Genomic DNA, 17,848 nt, shown 5'->3' with positions numbered 1-17,848 from the left:
CGCTGGGTATCGCCGGACGTCACGAGGGTTCCGGGATCGACTGCTCGGTCCAGATGCACTTGCCGCCGGGGACGTAGCGGGTGCCCCAGCGCTGGCAGAGCGCGGCCACCAGCTGCAGCCCGCGGCCGCCCTCGTCAGTGTCGCCGGCGTGCCGGATCCGGGGCGTGCTGAGGCTGCCGTCCGACACCTCGCAGACGAGGGTACGGCTGCGGATCAGCCGCAGGCCGATGGGGCCCCGGGCGTGCCGGACCACGTTGCCGACCAGCTCGCTGGCGATCAGCTCGGTCGTCGTGACCAGTTCTTCCAGACCCCAGGCGTCCAGCCGGCGGCGGACGTGCTCGCGCGCCTGGCCCGCGGACAGCGGGTCCTCGGGCAGGGACCAGGTGGCGACGTCGTCGGCTGCCAGGGCGTGTGTGCGGGCGATGAGCAGGGCGGCGTCGTCCCCGGCGTGCTGCTGGTGGGGGTCGAGCGCCTCGGCGACCTCCTCGCAGAGCCTGCCGAGCCGCTCGGCCTCGCCCCGGCGGCCGCCCGCGGGCCCCGCGGGCGCCGCGGCCCGCGCGCCGGTGAGGGCCTTCGCCAGCCCGGCCATGCCGGTGTCGATGTCCCGGCGGGAGGACTCGACGAGGCCGTCGGTGTAGAGCACCAGCAGACTGCCCTCGGGGATCTCCAGCTCCACGGTCGCGAACGGGGGCGTGGCCGCGCCCAGCGGGGCGTCCGGCGAGTGACCGGCGAAGTGGACGGTGCCGTCGGGCAGCACCAGCGCGGGCGGCGGGTGCCCGGCCCGGGAGAAGGTGAAGGTGCGGTTGGCGGGGTCGTACACGGCGTACAGACAGGTCGCGTAGAAGTCGTCGCCGAGATCGCTGACCAGGTCGTTGAGGTGCGCGAGCAGCTCGTCGGGGGGCAGTTCGAGACCGGCGAACGTGTGCACCGCGGTGCGCAGCCGTCCCATCGTCACGGCCTCGGAGATGCCGTGCCCCATCACGTCGCCGATGACCAGCGCGACCCGGTCGGCGGAGAGCGGGATGACGTCGTACCAGTCCCCGCCGACGGTCGTCCCCTCGACGGCGGGCAGGTAGCGCGCCGCGGCGCTGACCGCGGGCAGTTCGGGCAGGACGCGCGGCAGCAGGCCGCGCTGCAGCTCCTGCGCCCGGCTGTGCTCGGCGTCGTACAGCCGGGCGCGCTCCAGGGCCTGGGCGACCAGCCCGCTGAGCGCGGTCAGCAGGGTGCGCTCCTCCTCGCTGAACGGGCGCGGCTCGGAGAAGGAGACGACGCAGGAGCCGACCGCCTTGCCGGAGACGATCAGCGGGAGGAAGGCCCAGGCGTGCTTCTGGGACCACTCCTGGAAGCGGACGCGGTGCGGGTACGCCTCGTGGAACTCCTTCGCGGAGGTGATGTAGCGGGGCACGCGCTCGCGGATGGCGTCGGTGCTGGGGCTGCCCTCGGTGAGGCGGGTCCGGCTGAGCCGCTCCATCAGGCCCGGCGGGTAGCCGACGAAGCCGACCACGCGCAGCAGGTCGCCCTCCAGCGTCTTGATGATCAGCCCGGTGGCGTCGAACAGGGGCAGTACGCGGTCGGCGACCGCGGTGACGACGTCCCTGACGGTGACGGCCTCGGCGAGCGCGGTGGTGAGCCGGCCGATGTGCGCGGCGCGGTCGGCGGCGGTGCGGGCGGCGTCGGCGGCGGCCTCCTCCGCCAGCCGGCGCTCGGTGACGTCGGTGAGGTAGAGGGTCAGGCCGTCGGGCACCGGCATGACGCGCAGGTGGTAGCGGCGCTTGCCGCCGTCCCACTCGATGTCCGCGCTGACGGTCGCGTCGTCCTCGGCCGCCCGGCGGCAGTGGGCCTCGAGCTCCGATTCGTGCACGCCGGGCAGGTCCCACAGCACCTTGCCGACCGGCGGACGCCGCGCCCCGAGCAGCCGTTCGGCCTGCGGGTTGGCGAAGGCTATGCGGCCGTCGTCGTCGACCGCGAGGAAACCGTCGCTCATGTGGCGCAGGGCCCGGCCGGCGGCGTCCATCGCGACCCGGGTCTCGGTGCTGTCCCACAGCACACCGGCCAGCCGCACGGCCTTGCCGTCCGCACCGAGCACGCTGCGGCCGCGGGCCTGCACCCAGCGGAAACCCCCGTCGGGCCGCCGGACCCGGTACTCCCAGGCGAAGCCGCCGGCGGCCCGGGCGGCCTCCTCGGCGTCGGCGATCACCCAGGGCAGGTCCTCGGGGTGGACCAGCTCCACCCACGTCTCCAGGCGCCCGTCGTACATCTGCGGGGACATCCCGAAGACGGTGCGCGCTGTCTCGTCCAGGTAGGCCTCGCCGGTGCGGACGTTCCACTCCCAGGTGCCGATGCCCACGTCGGAGGGGGTCTCCCGGGGCCGGGTGCCGGAAGCGCCCTCCGCCAGGCGCCAGCGTTCGCGGGACTCGACGGCCGCCGTCCGGCCCAGCCGCTCCGACACCCACGCGGCGATCGCCCGCAGCAGCTCCCATTCGCCGGGAGCCGGCGGCACGGCGTCCGCGGTGACCACCGAGAGCGCGCCGAGCGGGCCGTCGGGGCCGGGCAGCGGTACGGCGGCGAGCCCGGACCCGTCGGGCAGCGGGCCGGGGGTCGTCTCCGTGGTGGGCAGCCACACGGGTTCGCCGCCGGTCGTCGCGCGGCCGGGCGCCGTGTCGTCCTGCGGGGGGAGGAAGAGCCAGCCCCGGGTCAGGTTCCGGGGCAGCCCGCTGCTCGCGGCCAGGCGCAGCGGCACTCCGCCCCGGGCCTCCTGTCCGCGCAGGTGGACCAGTCCGCCCAAGCCGTTCAGCGCCGCCACGGCCTGCTGCAGCCCCAGTCGCAGCGCCTCGCGCTCGCCCTGGTCGTCGCCCGAGGACCGGAGCAGCCCGAGGCGCTCCGCTCCCGGCTGCTCGAGCGGCGCTTCAGGCTCCTGGGCGGCGGCTTCGTTCGGGATCATGCCCTCTTCTCGTCGGCTCTTCCTCCGAAGGCCAACATAGCGCCGCGCGCGGGGACCGTCAGCGCGAAGCCGTATCGCCCGCCGGCGCGGCCCGCACCAGGTAGCCCGCCCCCCGTACGGTGCGGATGAGCGACTGGTCGGTGTCGCCGAGCTTGCGGCGGAGGTAGTAGATGTAGGTCTCCACGATCCCGGACTCGCCCTGGAAGCCGCAGCTCCACACGGCGTCGAGGATCTGCCCCCTGGAGACCACCCGGTCCGGGTTCTCCAGCAGGAAGCGCAGCAGCGCGAACTCGGTCGCCGAGACCTGGACGGGCCTGCCGTGCCGCCACACCTCGTGGGTGTCCGCGTCGAGCTCGACCCAGCCCGCGCGCAGCCGCCGCCCGGCGGGCTCGGCGACCCGGCCCCGGCGCAGCAGGGCGTTCACCCGGGCCGCGACCTCGTTGATGTCGAAGGGCTTGGTGACGTAGTCGTCGCCGCCCAGCGCCAGCCCCCTGATCTTGTCCTCCACCGCGTCCCGGGCCGTGAGGAAGAGGACGGGCGCGTCGACCCGGGCGGCGCGGAGCCTGCGGCAGACCTCGAAGCCGTCGAGGTCGGGCAGGCCCACGTCGAGCAGGATCACGTCAGCCGCGCGCCCGGCGGCCGCGCTCACCGCCTCCTCGCCGGTGCCGGCCGTGACCACGTCGAAGCCCAGGAACTGCAGCGCCATCGCGAGCATCGAGGCGATGCTCGCCTCGTCCTCCACGACCAGCACACGGGGCTGCTGGGCGGAAACGGTCACGTTCATGCCGGGGATCACTTCCTCCGGGCCGGATTCCGGCCGTTGTCGTGCACCGTTGTCGTGCAGAAGAGGAACGGATTATGTCATTCGGTTGAACCCGGACAACCCCCGTGACCGAATCGCGACGGTCCCGCCGCCGGCACCCCCGGCGAGCGGCGGATGATCCCCCGTCAGACGAGGGCTCCGGGTGTCCGGACGGTGCCTTGACAGGGGTGGGGGGCACCCCCACACTGATGTTGCGTCAACCGCAATCAGTTCCGCCATACGCACCGAGGTGTCATGATGATTCCCGTGTGCCGGCTCGCGGATCTCCCGCGTGGCGAGGCCTTCCGGCTCGAAACCGACCCGCCCGTCGCGGTGTTCCACACCGAGGAGGGCGAGCTCTACGCCATCGACGACACCTGCACCCACCAGGACGCGTCGCTCGCGGACGGCTGGCTGGAGGGGTGCGAGGTCGAGTGCCCGCTGCACGCCTCGAAGTTCGACCTGCGGACGGGCGCGGTGGACGCACCGCCGGCCAGGCGGCCCGTGCGCACGCACGAGGTCGTGGTCGAGGACGGCGTGATCCACGTACGGCTGTCCCCGTCCGCCCCCGGCCTGCCGTCGTGCGCGGCCGGCCGGCTCGCCGGGGGAGCCGGGTGAGATCGGTCCTCGTGGTCGGCGCCTCGCTGGCGGGGCTGTCGGCGGCGCGGGCGCTGCGCGCCCGGGGGTACGACGGGCGGCTGGTACTCGTCGGCGACGAACCGCACCGGCCGTACGACCGGCCGCCGCTGTCCAAGGAGTTCCTCGCCGGTCAGGCCGACGAGGCGGCCCTGGTCCTGGAGGCGGAAGACGAGGACCTCGGCGCCGAATGGCTGCTGGGCGCACGGGCCGTGGCGCTCGACCCGGGGGCCCGGAGCGTCGGGCTCGCGGACGGCCGCACCGTCACCGCCGACGGAGTCGTCATCGCCACCGGGGCCGCCGCCCGTACGCTGCCCGGCGCGGCGGCCCGGAGCGGGGTGCACACCCTGCGCACCCTGGACGACGCCCGCGCGCTGCGGGCCGACCTGGCGCGCGGCGGGCGGCTCGTCGTCATCGGCGGCGGCTTCATCGGGGCCGAGGTCGCCTCGACCGCACACGCCCTCGGGCTGGAGGTCACCGTCGTCGAGGCGGCGCCCACCCCGCTGTCGGGGCCGCTGGGCGAGGCGATGGGCGGCGTCGTGTCGAGCCTCCACCGCGACCACGGCGTACGGCTGTTGTGCGGCACGGGGGTGCGGGGAACCGAGGCGGACGGCGAGGGGCGGGTGGCGGCCGTGGTCCTGGCCGACGGCCGCAGGCTGCCCGCGGACACCGTGGTCGTCGGCGTCGGCGCCCGCCCGTGCACGGACTGGCTCGCCGGGTCCGGGATCGAGATCGGCGACGGCGTCCTGTGCGGCGCGGACGGCCGGACGAGCCTGCCGGGCGTCGTCGCCGTCGGCGACTGCGCCGCCTGGTACGACCCGGCCGCCGGCGCGCACCACCGCGTGGAGCACTGGACGGGCGCCCTGGAGCGTCCGGCCGCCGCCGTCGCCGCGCTGCTCTCCGGTAGCCCGGGCGGGCAACGGGCGCCGCGCCCGCCGTACTTCTGGTCCGACCAGTACGGCGTCCGCATCCAGTTCGCGGGCCGCGCCGCGGGGGCCGACACCGTCACGGTCGAGGAGGGCGCCCCGCAGGGACGCGACGTGCTCGCGGTCTACCGCAGGGGCGGGGTGCCGGTGGCCGTGCTGGGGATGAACCGGCCCCGGTCGTTCACCCGTTGGCGCAAGCGGCTGGCCGCCGTCACGTCTTGACAGCGCCCGACCGGCGCCACATGCTGCAGTTGCGCACTGCACACTCCGTTGCTCATTACACAACGTCCTGCAAGGAGTGCCCGTGACCCCGACCGGTCTGCCGGACAGCCTGATCGCCACCCTCCCCGGCTCCTACTACACGGACCCCGGGATCTTCGCCCAGGAGCAGGAGCGCATCTTCGAGGCGATGTGGTTCTGCGCGGCGCGCTCCTCCGAACTCGGCCGGCCGGGCGCCTTCAGGACCGTGGGCGTCGGGCGCGAGAGCATCCTGGTCACCCGGTCCCGGGACCACGCGGTGCGCGCCTTCCACAACGTGTGCCGGCACCGCGGCGCCAGGCTGCTCACCGAGGAGGGCGGCGAGGTCAGGCGGGCGTTCCAATGCCCCTACCACGCCTGGACGTACGACCTGGACGGCAGGCTCGTGGCGGCGCCCAACCTCACCAAGATGCCCGACGTGGGCCGCACCGAGTACGGGCTCGTCCCCGTCCACGTCCGCGAATGGCTGGGCTACGTCTGGGTCTGCCTGGCCGAGGACCCGCCCTCCTTCGAGGAGCAGGTGGTCGGCGCGGTCGTCACCCGGCTCGGGGACGTGGCGTCCCTGGAGCGCTACGGCATCGAGGACCTGAGGGTCGGTCGGCGGATCGTCTACGACGTCCGGGCCAACTGGAAGCTCATCGTCGAGAACTTCATGGAGTGCTACCACTGCGCGACGATCCACCCCGAACTCACCGAGGTGCTACCGGAGTTCGCCGACGGCTACGCCGCGCAGTACTACGTCGGCCACGGCGCCGAGTTCGGCGCGGACGTCGAGGGCTTCACGGTGGACGGCTCGCCGGGACTGGAGCGCATACCCGGGGTCTCCGCGGCCCAGGACCGGCGCTACTACGCGATCACCATCAGGCCCCAGGTCTTCGTCAACCTGGTGCCGGACCACGTGATCTTCCACCGTATGTACCCGGTCGCCGCCGACCGCACGGTCGTCGAGTGCGACTGGCTCTACCTGGAGGAGGTCGTCGCCGGGGGCCGCGACCTCAGCCGCTCCGTCGAGCTCTTCGACCGGGTCAACCGCCAGGACTTCGAGGCCTGCGAGCGCTGCCAGCCCGCCATGGGCTCCCGGATCTACGCCAAGGGCGGGGTCCTGGTCCCCAGCGAACACCACATCGCCGGCTTCCACGACTGGGTGCACGAGCGCCTCGGCACCGCTCAGCCCAGGTAGCCCATGCGGTGGCTGATCTCGGCGGCCCCGGCGACAAGCAGCGGCGCGAGCTCGTGCATGCGCTCCTGGGTGAAGCGGTACGAGGGGCCGGAGGCGCTGACGGCGGCGATGACCTCGCCGTCACGCGAACGGACGGGGGCGGCCATCGCGTGCAGGCCGATCTCAAGCTCCTCCAGCGTCCAGGCGTACCCGCGTTCCCGGGCCCCGGCGAGGTCCTTCTCCAGCTTCGTCCGCGAGGTGAGGGTGTGCGGGGTCAGCTTCTCCAGGCCCGCGTCCATGAGGAGTTCCGCGCGCCGCCCCGCCGGAAGGTGGGCGAGCAGGATCTTGCCGCTGGAGGTCGCGTGCAGCGGGGTGAGCTGGCCGACCCAGTTGTGCGCGGTGACCGCCGCCGGTCCGCGCACCTGGTACAGGTTGATCGCGAAGTGCTTCTCCATCACCGCGATGTTGACGGTCTCGCCGATCTCCTCGGCGAGCCGCTCGCACACCGGCCGGCCCTGCTGCGTGATGTCGATGCGGCCGGTCACCGCGCCGGCCAGCCGGACGATGCCGAAGCCGAGCCGGTACTTGCCGCGCTCGCCCGCCTGCTCCACCAGCCCGCGTGCCTCCAGCGCGCCGAGCAGCCGGAACGCCGTCGACTTGTGGACCTCGATCTCGGCGGCGACCTCGCTCACGCCGGCCTCGCCGCGCCGCGCCAGGATCTCGAGCACGCTGATGGCCCGGTCCACGGACTGGACACCGCCCGGCTGTGGACCGCTTGTCTCGGTATCTGCACTGAAGTTGCTCACAGCGAAACTATACGCGCGGTAAACAACAGCGTTGAGGTCTCCCCGGGCGGGGTGAGGGGAAGAGGTCAATTCCCACACTGGCACGTCAAGTTGCGCGGTTCGCAACCTGGTGCACATAGCGGCACCGTACTAGCATGCTGCGCCAGTCGACCTGTCGACCGCGCGATCGAGGCCGGCGAGACGAGTGAGACGAGCGAGACGAGTGAGGCGAGGCTGACATGGCTCCCGTTCAGTACGACTTCGTCATCGTCGGTGGGGGCTCCGCCGGCTGCGCCCTCGCGAACCGGCTCTCCGCCGATCCGGGCAACCGCGTCCTGGTACTGGAGGCGGGCCGCCCCGACTACCCGTGGGACGTCTTCATCCACATGCCCGCGGCGCTCACCTTCCCCATCGGCAGCCGCTTCTACGACTGGGGCTACGAGTCCGAGCCCGAACCCCACATGGGCGGACGGCGGATCTACCACGCCCGCGGAAAGGTGCTCGGCGGCTCCAGCAGCATCAACGGCATGATCTTCCAGCGGGGCAACCCCATGGACTACGAGCGCTGGGCGAAGGTCCCCGGCATGGAGCACTGGGACTACGCCCACTGCCTGCCGTACTTCCAGCGCATGGAGAACTGCCTCGCCGCCGACGCCGACGACGAGTTCCGCGGCCACGACGGCCCGCTCGTCCTGGAGCGCGGGCCCGCTTCCAGCCCCCTCTTCCCCGCCTTCCTGAAGGCGGTCCAGGAGGCGGGGCACCCGCTCACCGGCGACGTCAACGGCTACCGCCAGGAGGGCTTCGCGGCCTTCGACCGCAACGTCCACCGCGGCCGCCGGCTCTCCGCCGCCCGGGCCTACCTGGACCCCGTGCGCGGCCGCCCCAACCTGACGGTGCGGACCCGGGCCCTGGTCACCCGGGTCCTGTTCGAGGGCAAGCGCGCCGTCGGCGTGGAGTACGAACGCCGCAAGGGCACCCGCGAGCAGGTGCGCGCCCGCGAGGTCGTGCTCTGCGGCGGCGCGATCAACTCGCCCCAGCTGCTGCAGCTGTCCGGCGTCGGCGACGCCCGGGGGCTGTCCGCGCTCGGCGTCGACGTCGTCCACGACCTGCCCGGCGTCGGCGAGAACCTCCAGGACCACCTGGAGGTGTACGTCCAGTACGCCTGCACGCAGCCCGTCTCCATGCAGCCGTACCTGGCCAAGTGGCGCTATCCGTTCATCGGCCTGCAGTGGCTCTTCCGCAAGGGCCCGGCCGCCACCAACCACTTCGAGGCCGGGGGCTTCGCGCGGAGCAACGAGGACGTGGAGTACCCCAACCTGATGTTCCACTTCCTGCCCATCGCGGTGCGCTACGACGGCTCCGCCCCGGCCGGCGGCCACGGCTACCAGGTGCACGTGGGGCCGATGTACTCCGACGCCCGCGGCACGGTGAAGATCAGGAGCAGGGATCCCCGGGAGAAGCCCGCGCTGCGCTTCAACTACCTCTCCACCGAGCAGGACCGGCGCGAGTGGGTCGAGGCGGTGCGCGTCGCCCGCGACATCCTCGGCCGGCCCGCGCTGGCCCCCTTCAACGGCGGCGAGGTCTCGCCCGGCCCCGGTGTCGAGACCGACGAGGAGATCCTGGCGTGGGTCGCCAAGGAGGGCGAGACCGCCCTCCACCCGTCCTGCACCTGCCGGATGGGCACCGACGAGATGGCCGTGGTCGACCCGGCGAGCCTGCGGGTGCACGGCGTGGAGGGGCTCCGGGTGGTCGACGCGTCCGTGATGCCCTATGTGACCAACGGCAACATCTACGCGCCCGTGATGATGATCGCCGAGAAGGCGGCCGACCTGATCCTCGGCCGTGAGCCCCTGCCGCCATCGAAGGCGCAGTATTACCGGCACCGCGACGCCGCCAACTGACCCTGGGGGGCGTGCCGTTCACGGGGTCAAGATGTGCCGTACACACCGTGCGACCCCTTGACGGCCGGTGGCCGGTCGGACAGGGTGTTCCACCACAAGCAATTCGATGCGCTATGTGCAACGAAGCGAGGACTCCGCGCGTGGCAGACCTGTACCTGGACGGAGAGTGGCGCGAAGCGGTGGCCGGAGGCCGCCGGGAGATCCGCTGCCCCGCCGACGGAGCCCTCGTCGCGACGGTCTCCGAGGCGACCCGCGCCGACGCGCAGGCCGCGGTCGCCGCCGCCCGCGCCGCCTTCGACCACGGGCCCTGGCCGCGCACCCCGGAGCGCGAACGCGGCGCCCTCCTGCTCCGCGCCGCCGGCATCGTGGAGCGGGACGCCAAGGACTTCGCCCGCGCCGAATCCCTCGACACCGGCAAGCGGCTCGTGGAGAGCGAGTACGACATCGCCGACGTCGTCGCCTGCCTGCGCCACTACGGCGGCATCGCCGGCACCTCCGCCGGACGCGTCGTCGACACCGGACGCGACGACGCCGTCAGCCGCGTCGAGTACGAGCCGGTCGGCGTCTGCGCCCTGATCACCCCCTGGAACTACCCGCTGCTGCAGGCCTCCTGGAAGGTCGCGCCCGCGCTCGTCGCGGGCAACACCTTCGTCCTCAAGCCCAGCGAACTGACCCCCTCCACCTCCGTGCTGCTGATGCGGGCCCTGGAGGAGGCCGGACTCCCGCCGGGGGCCGGGAACCTCGTCCTCGGCGCGGGGCCCGAGGCCGGTGCCCCGCTCGCCGAGCACCCCGGCGTCGACATGGTCTCCTTCACCGGCGGCCTGGCCACCGGCAGACGCGTGATGGCCGCGGCCGCCGCCACGGTCAAGAGGGTCGCCCTCGAACTCGGCGGGAAGAACCCCAACGTGGTCTTCGCCGACGCCGACTTCGAGACGGCCGTGGACTTCGCGCTCACGGCCGTCTTCCTGCACTCCGGGCAGGTCTGCTCCGCCGGGGCCCGGCTGATCGTGCAGGACACCGTGCACGACGCCTTCGTCGACGAGGTCGTACGGCGCGCCTCGGCCATCCGCCTCGGCGGCCCCTTCGACCCCGCGGCCGAGACCGGCCCGCTGATCTCGGCCGCGCACCGCGACAAGGTCGAGGCGTACGTCGCCGCCGGGATCGCCGAGGGCGCCGTGCTGCGCTGCGGCGGCGCCCGCCCCGGGGACCCGGCGCTCCAGGGCGGCTTCTACTACCCGCCGACCGTGCTCGACGACTGCGACCAGGGCATGCGCGTCGTCCACGAGGAGTCCTTCGGGCCCGTGCTGACGGTCGAGCGGTTCACCGACGAGGACGACGCCGTCCGCATCGCCAACGACACCGAGTACGGTCTGGCCGGCGCCGTGTGGACGCGGGACGCCGGCCGCGCGCAGCGGGTCGCCCGCCGGCTGCGTCACGGCACCGTGTGGATCAACGACTACCACCCCTACCTGCCGCAGGCGGAATGGGGTGGCTTCGGGCACTCGGGCGTGGGCCGGGAACTGGGACCGACCGGCCTGGACGAGTACCGCGAGCCCAAGCACATCTGGCAGAACATCCGACCCACGCCGCAGCACTGGTTCCGCGGCTGAACGCCGAAGAGAGGCCCACCGTGACCCCAGCACCGACCGACGTGCCGCAGCGGCGCGGCGCGTCGCACGACGAGGAGCAGGGCCAGGACCGGGACGCGGTCATCTCCGTGCGCGGGCTGTGGAAGGTGTTCGGGCCGAAGGCCGACAGGGTGCCCAAGTCGTCGGAGCTGTGCGGGCTCGGCCGCCGGGAGCTGATGGAACGCACCGGCTGCACCGCGGCCGTGCGCGACGTCCGCTTCGACGTCGCGCCCGGCGAGGTCTTCGTCGTGATGGGACTGTCCGGCTCCGGCAAGTCGACCCTGGTGCGCTGTCTGACCCGGCTCGTCGAACCCACCGCGGGCGAGGTCGTCCTGGAGGGCGAGGACATCCGCACCGCCGACGCCAGGCGGCTGCGCGAGCTGCGCCGCAACCGGTTCTCCATGGTCTTCCAGCACTTCGGCCTGCTGCCGCACCGCCGGGTCGTCGACAACGTCGCGTACGGCCTGGAGATCCGCGGCATGGGCCGGGCCGAGCGCGTCAAGCGGGCCCTGGAGGTCGTCGAACTGGTGGGCCTGGCGGGCTACGAGAACTCCTACCCCGACCAGCTCTCCGGCGGCATGCAGCAGCGCGTCGGCCTCGCCCGGGCACTGGCCGGGGATCCCGGCATCCTCTTCTTCGACGAGCCGTTCTCCGCGCTCGACCCGCTGATCCGCCGCGACATGCAGAACGAGGTCATCCGCCTCCACCGCGAGGTCGGCAAGACGATGGTCTTCATCACCCACGACCTGTCCGAGGCCCTCAAGCTCGGTGACCGCATCCTCATCATGCGCGACGGCAGGACGGTGCAGTGCGGCACCGGCGACGAACTGGTCGGCGCCCCCGCGGACGACTACGTGCGCGAGTTCGTCAAGGACGTGCCGCGGGCCGACGTGCTGACGCTCCGCTGGATCATGCGCGATCCCCGGCCCGACGACGCCCTCGACGGCCCCGAACTCGGCCCCGGCGTCGTCGTGCGCGAGGCGACGCGGGCCGTGCTCGCCGCCGAGAAGCCGGTCAGGGTCGTCGAGGAGGGCCGGCTGCTCGGCGTCGTCGGCGACGAGGAGATCCTCGCCGTCGTCGCGGGCGGGGAAGGCGGCGCGTGATGGCGGTCGTCGCCTCCGGGACGCGGGAACGGCCCGCACCCCTGCGGCTGCGCCGCCGGGCCGTGGTGGCGGGCATCGTCGTGCTGTGGCTGGTGCTCTTCGCGCTGCTGCGCGGCCGGCACACGCTCGCCCTCGCGGCCGCCGACCTGACCTCGCTGCACCGCTGGTTCAACGACGTCAACGACACCATCGGCGCGGACCGCAACAGCAACCCGCTCTTCCTCTACTTCTTCAACGAGATCCGGCTGGTCATCGACACCCTGGTGACCTTCGTCCAGACCCTGATCTCGCAGCCGCCCGACGGCCGCCCGGTGCCGCAGATCGGCTGGCTCGGCGTCGTCGCGATCGCCGGCTACGTCTCCTGGGCGCTGGGCAACTGGCGGGTGGCGCTGCTGGCCGTGGCGGGCTTCACCTTCTTCGGGCTGCAGGGCCTGTGGCAGGAGAGCATGGACACCCTGGCGCTCACCCTGTCGGCGGTGCTGGTGGCGCTGCTGTTCGGCATCCCGCTGGGGGTGTGGGCCGGGATGTCGCCGCGGGTCAACCGCGTCGTGACACCCGTGCTCGACTTCATGCAGACGATGCCGACCTTCGTCTACCTGGCCCCGCTCACCCTCTTCTTCCTCATCGGGCCCGCCTCCGCCACCATCGCCACGCTGGTCTACGCGGCGCCGCCCGCCGTCCGCATCACCGCGCACGCGATCCGCTCGGTCCCGGCGACCACCGTGGAGGCGGCGGAGTCGCTCGGTTCGACCCGGGCGCAGACCCTCACCAAGGTGCTGCTGCCGATGTCCCGGCGCACGGTGGTGATGGGCGTCAACCAGACCATCATGGCGGCCCTGTCCATGGTGACCATCGCGGCCCTCATCGACGCCCCCGGGCTCGGCAAGACCGTCGTCCAGGCCCTGCAGTCGCTCGACGTGGGCACCGCGTTCAACGCCGGCCTCGCCATCGTCGTCATGGCCATCGTCCTGGACCGCGTCACCACCGCGGCCGCCGTCCGGACCGAGCGGGCGCAGCGCCCCGGCGGTGGCCCGCGGCGGTGGCGCGGGCCGCTGCTCGGCGCGGGCGCGGTCGCCGCGGCGGTCGCGGTCTGGCTGTCCCACACCTACGTCTGGGCCGCGGAGTTCCCCGGCGAGGGCGGCGCGGGACGCTCCCTGGCGAGCGCCGCCGACACCGTCACCGCCTGGGCGCAGGACCATCTGTCCGGCGTCACGAACGGCATCCGCGACGTGCTCACCACCACCCTGCTCAACCCCTTCCAGACCCTGCTCACCGACTCCCCGTGGTGGCTGACCGGCCTCGTGCTGGTGGCCTTGGGCGCGGTCCTCGGCGGTGTCGGCGCCGGTGCCACCGCCGCGGTCTGCGTGGGGCTGCTGGTGGGCACCGGACTCTGGCAGGACGCGATGACCACGCTCGCCTCGACCGTCGTGGCGACCCTGCTGGTGATGCTGCTCGGGGTCACGGTGGGCGTGTGGATGGGCCGCAGCGCGCTCGCCGACCGCATCGTCCGGCCCGGCCTGGACGCGGCGCAGGTCATGCCGCCCTTCGTCTACCTCGTGCCGTTCCTCGCGCTGTTCGGCGCGAGCCGCTTCACCGCGATCGTCGCGGCCGTCGTCTATGCCGCGCCCGTGACGATGAAGATCGTCGCCGACGGCGTACGGGGCGTGCCGGCCACGACCGTGGAGGCGGCGACGGCGGCCGGGTCCGGCACCTGGCAGCTCGTCACCAAGGTCCAGCTGCCCATGTCGCGCGGCGCCCTGGTGCTCGCGACCAACCAGGGGCTGATCTACGTGCTGTCGATGGTCGTGGTGGGCGGCCTGGTCGGTGCGGGCGCCCTCGGCTACGACGTCGTGGCCGGTTTCTCGCAGGGCGAGCTGTACGGCAAGGGGCTGGCGGCGGGACTCGCCATCGTCTTGCTCGGCGTGATGTTCGACCGGATCACCCAGGCCGCGGCCGGGCGCACCAGCAGGGTGCCCGGCGGGCGCTAGAGCAGGAGGCGGAAGACACATGGCAACACACCCGACGGCGGCCGGCCGGACCGTGCGATGGCGTGCCGGGGCGGCCGGAGCGGTGGTGCTCGGGCTCGTCCTGACCGGCTGCGGCGGCGCCAAGGTCGGTGGCTCCGACGCCGGTTCCGGCGGTTCCTCCGGCAAGTGCGGCACGTTCAACCTGGCGGTTAACCCGTGGGTCGGCTACGAGGCGGACGCGGCGGTCGTGGCGTACGTCGCCGAGGAGAAGCTGGGCTGCACGGTCAAGAAGAAGGACCTCAAGGAGGAGATCGCCTGGCAGGGCTTCGGCACCGGCGAGGTCGACGCCATCGTGGAGAACTGGGGCCACGACGACCTGAAGAAGAAGTACATCGAGGAGCAGAAGACCGCCGTCGAGGCCGGCTCGACCGGCAACAAGGGCGTGATCGGCTGGTACGTGCCGCCGTGGCTGGCGAAGAAGTACCCGGACATCACGAAGTGGGAGAACCTCGACAAGTACGCCGACAAGTTCCGCACCTCCGAGTCCGGCGGCAAGGGACAGCTCCTGGACGGCGACCCGTCGTACGTCACCAACGACGCCGCCCTGGTGAAGAACCTCGAACTGGACTTCAAGGTCGTGTACGCGGGCAGCGAGACCGCGCTGATCCAGGCCTTCCGCCAGGCCGAGGCCAAGAAGCAGTGGCTGCTCGGCTACTTCTACGAGCCGCAGTGGTTCCTGTCGGAGGTCCCCCTCGCCAAGGTCGAGCTGCCGCCGTACAAGGCCGGCTGCGACGCCGACGCGGAGAAGGTCGCCTGCGACTACCCCGTCTACGACCTGGACAAGATCGTCAGCAAGAAGTTCGCCGACTCCGGCAGCCCGGCCTACGACCTGGTGAAGAACTTCAACTGGACGAACGACGACCAGAACCTCGTCGCCAAGTACATCGCCGTGGACAAGATGACGCCGGAGGCCGCCGCCGAGAAGTGGGTGAAGGCGAACCCCGGCAAGGTGGACGCCTGGGTCAAGTAGTCCCGCCCCGCCCCTGCCGCCCCGCCCCGGGGCGTCCCGCACCACCCCGTCCCCGTGCCCGGCGGGCTGTCCCGACAGCCCGCCGGGCACCGTCGTTCCCCGGCCGCCGGCCGGCCGTTCCGGGCCCCCGCGGCGGTCTCCGGAGGGCCTTCTCCCGCCTCCGGCAGGCCTCTTGACACCCTCTCCGGCGCCCGGCACATTGAGTTGCGCAACCTGAATCATGTTGCGCTGACAGCAACTGGGAGGTTTGGCGATGACGGGTCCCCGCGTGGTCATCATCGGAGCGGGCGTCGTGGGGGCGGCACTGGCCGACGAACTGTCCTGCGCCGGCTGGACCGACGTCACGGTCGTCGACCAGGGGCCGCTCCCCGCCACCGGAGGCTCCTCGTCCCACGCGCCGGGCCTGGTCTTCCAGACCAACCCCTCCAAGGCCATGACCGAACTCGCCCGCTACACCGTCGAGAAGCTCCTCTCCCTCGACGTCGACGGACAGCCCTGCTTCCTCCAGGTCGGCGGCCTGGAGGTGGCCACCACCCCCGAACGCCTGGCCGAACTGCACCGCCGGCACGGCTGGGTGACGTCGTGGGGTGTCGAGGCCCGGGTCGTCGGACCCGAGGAGTGCGTCGCGCTCCACCCCCTGCTGGACCGCTCACGCGTCCTCGGCGGACTGTTCGTCCCCACCGACGGCCTCGCCAAGGCCGTCCTCGCCGTCGAGGCGCAGACACGGCGCGCCGCCGCGCGCGGCGTCCGCTTCCTCGAACGCCACGAAGTCCTCGCCGTCACCCAGGACGACGGCCGTGTCACCGGGGTCGTCACCGACCGCGGCGGCGAGCTCGCGGCCGACGTCGTCGTCTGCTGCGCCGGGATCTGGGGCCCCCGGGTCGCCCGGATGGCGGGCATGGAACTGCCGCTCACCCCGCTCGCCCACCAGTTCGCCTGGACCGGCCCCGTCCCCGCCCTCGCGGGCCAGTCCGCCGAGGCCGTCCGCCCGATCCTGCGCCACCAGGACGCCGACCTCTACTACCGCGACCGCCACGACCGGATCGGCATCGGTTCCTACGGCCACCGCCCCATGCCCGTCGCCGCCGACGACATCGCCGCGTACGGCGAGACGGACGGGATGCCGTCCGTCCTGGCTTTCACCGAGGACGACTTCGCCGACGCCTGGACCGAGACCCGGTCCCTGCTGCCCGCCACCCGCGAGGCCAAGGTCGAGGAGGGCATCAACGGACTGTTCTCCTTCACCACCGACGGCATGCCGCTGCTCGGCGAGTCCCCGCAGGTGAAGGGGTTCTGGGTCGCCGAGGCCGTCTGGGTCACCCACTCGGCCGGCGTCGGCCGGGCGATGGCCGAATGGCTGGTGGACGGCCACTGCTCGTCCTTCGACCTCCACGAGTGCGACGTCAACCGCTTTGAGCCGCACCAGCTCGCTCCCGACTACGTGCTCGCCCGCGGCTGCCGCAACTTCGTCGAGGTCTACGACATCGTCCACCCGCTCCAGCCCACCGGAGCCCCGCGCCCGATCCGCACCAGTCCCTTCCACTCCCGCCAGGAGGAACTCGGGGCGTACTTCCTGGAGGCGAACGGCTGGGAGCGGCCGCAGTGGTACGAGTCCAACGCCGGACTGGTGGAGGGCCGTTCCATCCCCACCCCGAACGACTGGGCGGCCCGCCACTGGTCGCCGGTCGTCGGCGCCGAGGCCCGGGCGACCCGGGAGACCGTCGCCCTGTACGACATGACCGCGCTCAAGCGCCTGGAGGTCACCGGACGCGGCGCGGCCGCCTTCCTGCAGCGGCTCACCACCGGCAATGTCGACAAGTCGGTGGGGTCGGTGACGTACACCCTGCTCCTGGACCACGACGGCGGCATCCGCAGCGACATCACCGTGGCCCGCCTCGGCCGCGACCTCTTCCAGGTCGGCGTCAACGGCAACCTCGACCTGGACCATCTCACCCGGCGCCTGCCCGCCGACGGCACCGTCGCGGTCCGCGACATCACCGCGGGCACCTGCTGCGTCGGCCTGTGGGGACCGCTCGCCCGCGAGGTCCTGCAGCCGCTCGCCGACGCCGACTTCTCCGACGAGGGCCTGAAGTACTTCCGGGCCAAGCGGGCGCACGTCGGGGCCGTGCCCGTCACGGCGATGCGACTGTCCTACGTCGGCGAGCTCGGCTGGGAGCTCTACACCACGGCGGACCTCGGCCTGAAGCTCTGGGACACCCTGCTGGCCGCCGCCCGGCCGCTGGGCGGCGTCCCCGCCGGGCGCGGGGCCTTCAACAGCCTGCGCCTGGAGAAGGGTTACCGCTCCTTCGGCACCGACATGACCTTCGAGCACGACCCGTACGAGGCCGGCCTCGCCTTCGCCGTCAAGGAGGACAAGGACGACTTCACCGGCAAGGCCGCGCTCGCCCGGCGCCGGGAGCAGGTGCGGCGCAGGCTCACCTGCCTGACCGTCGACGACCCGGGCGACGTGGTGATGGGCAAGGAGCCGGTGTACGACGGCGACCGGCCCGTCGGCTACGTCACCAGCGCCGCCTACGGCTACACGATCGGCAAGGGCATCGCCTACGCGTGGCTGCCGGCGGAGCTCTCCGTGCCCGGGCGCGCCCTCGGCATCGGGTACTTCGACCGGCGCGTGGCGGCCCGGGTCGCCGCGGAGCCGCTGTTCGACCCGGCCATGTCCCGCCTCCGCGGCTGACACCGCGCGGACGGCAC

12 protein-coding genes are annotated in these 17,848 nt (G+C 72.9%); 9 read left to right on the top strand and 3 right to left on the bottom strand.

Annotation, left to right across the window (positions count from 1 at the left end):
* Positions 1-19: 19 nt before the first annotated feature.
* Complete coding sequence (locus tag CHF15_RS11235; protein WP_245938768.1) at positions 20-2,941, bottom strand: SpoIIE family protein phosphatase; 2,922 nt, start codon at positions 2,939-2,941, stop codon at positions 20-22.
* Between the two features lie 58 nt (positions 2,942-2,999).
* Positions 3,000-3,725 carry a response regulator transcription factor gene (locus CHF15_RS11230; RefSeq protein ID WP_179279734.1) on the bottom strand — a complete coding sequence of 242 codons (726 nt, stop codon included), beginning with the start codon at positions 3,723-3,725 and terminating at the stop codon, positions 3,000-3,002.
* Between the two features lie 273 nt (positions 3,726-3,998).
* On the opposite strand from CHF15_RS11230, the gene CHF15_RS11225 reads away from it, so the two are divergent.
* The 3 genes from CHF15_RS11225 to CHF15_RS11215 all read left to right on the top strand — a co-directional run bounded on the left by CHF15_RS11225 (position 3,999) and on the right by CHF15_RS11215 (position 6,743).
* Positions 3,999-4,361: a bifunctional 3-phenylpropionate/cinnamic acid dioxygenase ferredoxin subunit gene (locus tag CHF15_RS11225; RefSeq protein WP_089223526.1), complete on the top strand. Its 363-nt coding sequence runs from the start codon at positions 3,999-4,001 to the stop codon at positions 4,359-4,361.
* The gene (locus CHF15_RS11220) at positions 4,358-5,527 is read left to right on the top strand and encodes an NAD(P)/FAD-dependent oxidoreductase (protein ID WP_179279733.1); all 1,170 of its coding nucleotides are present in this window, start codon (positions 4,358-4,360) and stop codon (positions 5,525-5,527) included. The genes CHF15_RS11225 and CHF15_RS11220 overlap by 4 nt, the downstream gene beginning before the upstream one ends.
* 82 nt (positions 5,528-5,609) lie before the next feature.
* The gene (locus tag CHF15_RS11215; RefSeq protein ID WP_089223525.1) at positions 5,610-6,743 is read left to right on the top strand and encodes an aromatic ring-hydroxylating oxygenase subunit alpha; all 1,134 of its coding nucleotides are present in this window, start codon (positions 5,610-5,612) and stop codon (positions 6,741-6,743) included.
* On the opposite strand, the gene CHF15_RS11210 is transcribed toward CHF15_RS11215, so the two are convergent.
* A complete protein-coding gene (locus CHF15_RS11210; RefSeq protein ID WP_245938767.1) occupies positions 6,731-7,528 on the bottom strand; it encodes an IclR family transcriptional regulator in 798 nt (265 codons plus the stop codon). The two genes, CHF15_RS11215 and CHF15_RS11210, sit on opposite strands and share 13 nt — an antisense overlap.
* A 218-nt stretch (positions 7,529-7,746) precedes the next feature.
* Here CHF15_RS11210 and betA point away from each other — a divergent pair, with 218 nt between their 5' ends.
* The 6 genes from betA to CHF15_RS11180 all read left to right on the top strand — a co-directional run bounded on the left by betA (position 7,747) and on the right by CHF15_RS11180 (position 17,831).
* Positions 7,747-9,408 (top strand): choline dehydrogenase, encoded by a 1,662-nt coding sequence (gene betA, locus CHF15_RS11205; RefSeq protein WP_089223523.1) that lies wholly within the window; start codon positions 7,747-7,749, stop codon positions 9,406-9,408.
* 140 nt (positions 9,409-9,548) lie between these two features.
* Entirely contained in the window at positions 9,549-11,018 is a 1,470-nt protein-coding gene (locus tag CHF15_RS11200; RefSeq protein ID WP_089223522.1) for an aldehyde dehydrogenase family protein, read from the top strand.
* Between the two features lie 20 nt (positions 11,019-11,038).
* On the top strand, positions 11,039-12,139 hold the full coding sequence (locus tag CHF15_RS11195; RefSeq protein ID WP_089223521.1) for a quaternary amine ABC transporter ATP-binding protein: 1,101 nt from the start codon (positions 11,039-11,041) through the stop codon (positions 12,137-12,139).
* Complete coding sequence (locus tag CHF15_RS11190; RefSeq protein WP_089223520.1) at positions 12,139-14,127, top strand: ABC transporter permease subunit; 1,989 nt, start codon at positions 12,139-12,141, stop codon at positions 14,125-14,127. Before CHF15_RS11195 ends, CHF15_RS11190 begins: the two co-directional genes overlap by 1 nt.
* Before the next feature lie 19 nt (positions 14,128-14,146).
* On the top strand, positions 14,147-15,136 hold the full coding sequence (locus tag CHF15_RS11185) for an ABC transporter substrate-binding protein (RefSeq protein ID WP_089223519.1): 990 nt from the start codon (positions 14,147-14,149) through the stop codon (positions 15,134-15,136).
* 253 nt (positions 15,137-15,389) lie between these two features.
* Entirely contained in the window at positions 15,390-17,831 is a 2,442-nt protein-coding gene (locus tag CHF15_RS11180; RefSeq protein WP_089223518.1) for a GcvT family protein, read from the top strand.
* Positions 17,832-17,848 lie beyond the last annotated feature (17 nt).

Source organism: Actinacidiphila glaucinigra, assembly GCF_900188405.1.
GTDB classification, from domain to species: domain Bacteria; phylum Actinomycetota; class Actinomycetes; order Streptomycetales; family Streptomycetaceae; genus Actinacidiphila; species Actinacidiphila glaucinigra.
The sequence above is the reverse complement of the archived record's forward strand: the minus strand, read 5'-3'. Positions and strand labels throughout refer to the sequence as shown.

Coding starts and splice junctions, on each gene's coding strand:
- CHF15_RS11235 (WP_245938768.1), bottom strand. CDS start 2,941: ATGATCCCGAACGAAGCCGCCGCCCAGGAGCCTGAAGCGCCGCTCGAG.
- CHF15_RS11230 (WP_179279734.1), bottom strand. CDS start 3,725: ATGAACGTGACCGTTTCCGCCCAGCAGCCCCGTGTGCTGGTCGTGGAG.
- CHF15_RS11225 (WP_089223526.1), top strand. CDS start 3,999: ATGATGATTCCCGTGTGCCGGCTCGCGGATCTCCCGCGTGGCGAGGCC.
- betA (WP_089223523.1), top strand. CDS start 7,747: ATGGCTCCCGTTCAGTACGACTTCGTCATCGTCGGTGGGGGCTCCGCC.
- CHF15_RS11190 (WP_089223520.1), top strand. CDS start 12,139: ATGGCGGTCGTCGCCTCCGGGACGCGGGAACGGCCCGCACCCCTGCGG.
- CHF15_RS11185 (WP_089223519.1), top strand. CDS start 14,147: ATGGCAACACACCCGACGGCGGCCGGCCGGACCGTGCGATGGCGTGCC.
- CHF15_RS11180 (WP_089223518.1), top strand. CDS start 15,390: ATGACGGGTCCCCGCGTGGTCATCATCGGAGCGGGCGTCGTGGGGGCG.